Origin of the sequence: uncultured Gimesia sp. (assembly GCF_937919775.1) — a bacterium.
In the GTDB taxonomy this organism is placed as follows: Bacteria; Planctomycetota; Planctomycetia; order Planctomycetales; family Planctomycetaceae; genus Gimesia.
The window spans coordinates 1-2,648 of the sequence record NZ_CALFPF010000163.1 but is presented as its reverse complement, the minus strand read 5'-3'; the positions used below and the strand labels follow the sequence as shown (position 1 = coordinate 2,648).

The window sequence follows — 2,648 nt, the reverse complement described above, 5'->3', positions numbered from 1 at the left end:
ACGAATCGAAAACGAATTGGAGCGATCTGCCTGACGACTCAGGAAAATCAGCCTTATGATGAAAGATCGCTGCGGCTCATCTCCTGGGCTTCTCAGTTTCTTTCCAATACACTCCTCAAAGTGCTCAGCCATGCAACGATTGAAAGACAGGCGAAACAAGATGGATTAACAGGTCTGGTGAATCGTCGTTCGTTTGATGAGATTATTGAAGATGAATTCAATAAGGCTCAGAATATGCAGATGGCCTGTTCGTTGATCCTGATTGACCTGGATCATTTCAAATCCGTTAACGATACATACGGCCACCAGGCGGGGGATGAAGTTCTAAGACGAGTGGCTGGAATTCTGAAGGAACGAATTAAAGAGATTCGCTCTTCAGATAGTGTGATTGCAGCCCGTTATGGCGGTGAAGAATTGGCAGTTTTACTGCCTGATATCGGATTATCTGGTACTGAGCGCGTTGCGGAAGTCATTCGTCACTCCATTGAAACTTCAATCATTAAATTCAATGAAACAAAGATTCCTGTAACCGCCAGCCTTGGTATTTCAACCTATTCACCGCATGCGATGGAGAATGTTGAAGCGCTGGTTGCTGCTGCAGACAATGCACTGTATCAGGCGAAAGCGGAAGGACGAAACCGTGTCTGCGGTCTCACCTCGTCACCAGTTTAACTGATTCTTCAAATCGCATTCTTTTTAGACTTGTTTACGGACTTATTCTCGTAAACAATGCATCGCGGTTTGTTGACCTGTCACATTAATACCTTAGTGCAAATCTCTGGTTATTTTGTGAGAGTGATTGTATACCTCTAGCGGAAGTGATGAGGTTTCCCAAGAGCCCTCGAAACGCACACTCTATTTTTAGAATGTGCATCAAATTAGATTCGCGTTTTACCATGTCAAATCCATTTTCTCATCAGCCTGGTTCGGTAGCCCCGCGAGGGCGAGTCATCGCCGTGATGCCGGCTTATAATGCGGCCAGCACCCTGGAAAGAACGGTTGCTGATATTCCCGAGAGCTCTGTTGATGAGATTGTGCTAGTCGATGACTGCAGCAGCGACAACACCGTAGAGGTGGCGAAGAAGCTGGGATTAACCGTGATTCAACATGAACAGAATACCGGTTACGGGGGGAACCAGAAGACCTGTTATCGCTATGCACTGGATGCAGGCGCAGATTATGTGGTGATGATTCATCCGGATTACCAGTATGACAGCCGTGTTGTGCCAGTGGCAATTGAGTTAATTCGACTGGGCATTTGCGATGTGATCCTGGGATCGCGAATTCGGACCAGGGCTGAAGCGCTGGCAGGGGGTATGCCTCTGTATAAATATATTGCCAATCGCGCACTGACAATCATTGAGAATATTGCACTCGGGCAGAATCTGGGCGACTTTCACAGTGGTTTTCGTGCCTATCGCCGTGAAGTTCTGGAGAAGATCCCCTTTGAAAAGAATTCGGACGATTTTGTTTTTGACAGTCAGTTCCTTGCGCAGGCTGTTCAAGCCGGCTTTAAATTGAGTGATATTCCGGTGCCGGTTCGTTATTTTGAGGAAGCTTCCAGTATCAACTTCAAACGCAGTGCCCGTTACGGATTATTGACACTGGGAGTGCTTGTTCAATACTGGGGAAACCGACTCGGGATCTGGAAGTCAGATATCTTCTCAGATAAAAAAACTTATCTGGTAGATTAAACCCTGAAGTCCGTTCAGAAATTTAAAAATGATTATTTCTGCGCGTTTTGACTGGCATCATATTCTTTCCAGAATTCCGCGGCTGCCTTCACATTTTCAAAGTTGGTTCCAATCCCCTGAATTGACTGGCTTTCACGAATGACGTTCATCCCTTTTGTGATTTTGGAAGGGGTGAAAATCAGTCGCTGTAAAGGCATGTCTTTGAGGGGGGTGAGATCCGTCACCTCCGAGCCTGCCAGATTCAATCGCAGAAAGGGCATGCCTTTTAATGGCGACAAGTCCGTTATTTTTGTGTCTTGTATGTCCAGGCTCTCCAGCAGCATTCCTCTAAGAGCGGAGATATCCGTGACCTCCGTTTTGGGAATCCACAAAGTTTTCAGCGGGAGTGTATTCACCGTGCTGAGATCTTTGACTTTCGTGTCAAACAGATTGAGCTGGTTGATCGGCATTCCTTCCATTGGCGAAATATCTGAAACCGGTGTGTGTTCCAGACGCAGTGTCTGCAAAGGCATGCCTTTCAACGGACGTAGGTCACTGACGTATGTTCCTTCCAGGTACAGCTCTACTAACTTCATCCCTTTAAGGGGGCTCAAGTCAGAGACCGGACAGTTGGTGAGATCAAGGTACTGCAGTTTTAATCCCTTGAGTGCAGAGATATTTTCCACTTTTGCATTGAATAGATTTACCGAGATGATTTCCCCTTTTTCCTTGCCAAACTCGGCATTTTTCAGGTAATCCGGATTATCTTTCTTCAAGCGATCATGAACGTCATCTTCGGTCAGAATCGCGGAGCCAGCAGGCGCTGTGGGAATCGGCGGGTCTTCCTTTACGAGGTTTTCCGCTGTCTCTGATTGAGGTTGTTCCTTATTGCATCCGGTTAGAATCAGAAATGACGTGAGAATAAATATAGAGAAAACCGGGTTGTGAAAAGAAAGATGTTTCATGGATAAGAGC

At 46.3% G+C, this 2,648-nt stretch carries 2 protein-coding genes and 1 pseudogene; 2 read left to right on the top strand and 1 reads right to left on the bottom strand.

Annotation, left to right across the window (positions count from 1 at the left end; translation table 11 throughout):
* Together Q0294_RS04405 and Q0294_RS04400 are read left to right on the top strand one after the other, a co-directional pair.
* Positions 1–672 (top strand): GGDEF domain-containing protein (locus Q0294_RS04405; protein WP_299461325.1); only part of this gene is annotated, 672 nt, incomplete at its 5' end.
* 224 nt (positions 673–896) lie between these two features.
* Complete coding sequence (locus tag Q0294_RS04400) at positions 897–1,694, top strand: glycosyltransferase family 2 protein (protein WP_299461323.1); 798 nt, start codon at positions 897–899, stop codon at positions 1,692–1,694.
* Positions 1,695–1,726: 32 nt separating this feature from the next.
* On the opposite strand, the pseudogene Q0294_RS04395 reads toward Q0294_RS04400, so the two are convergent.
* Positions 1,727–2,648: pseudogene (locus Q0294_RS04395) on the bottom strand (hypothetical protein); the annotation flags it as partial.

Bases quoted from the DNA above. Each gene is read 5' to 3' on its own strand.
- Q0294_RS04400 (WP_299461323.1), top strand. From the start codon at position 897: ATGTCAAATCCATTTTCTCATCAGCCTGGTTCGGTAGCCCCGCGAGGG.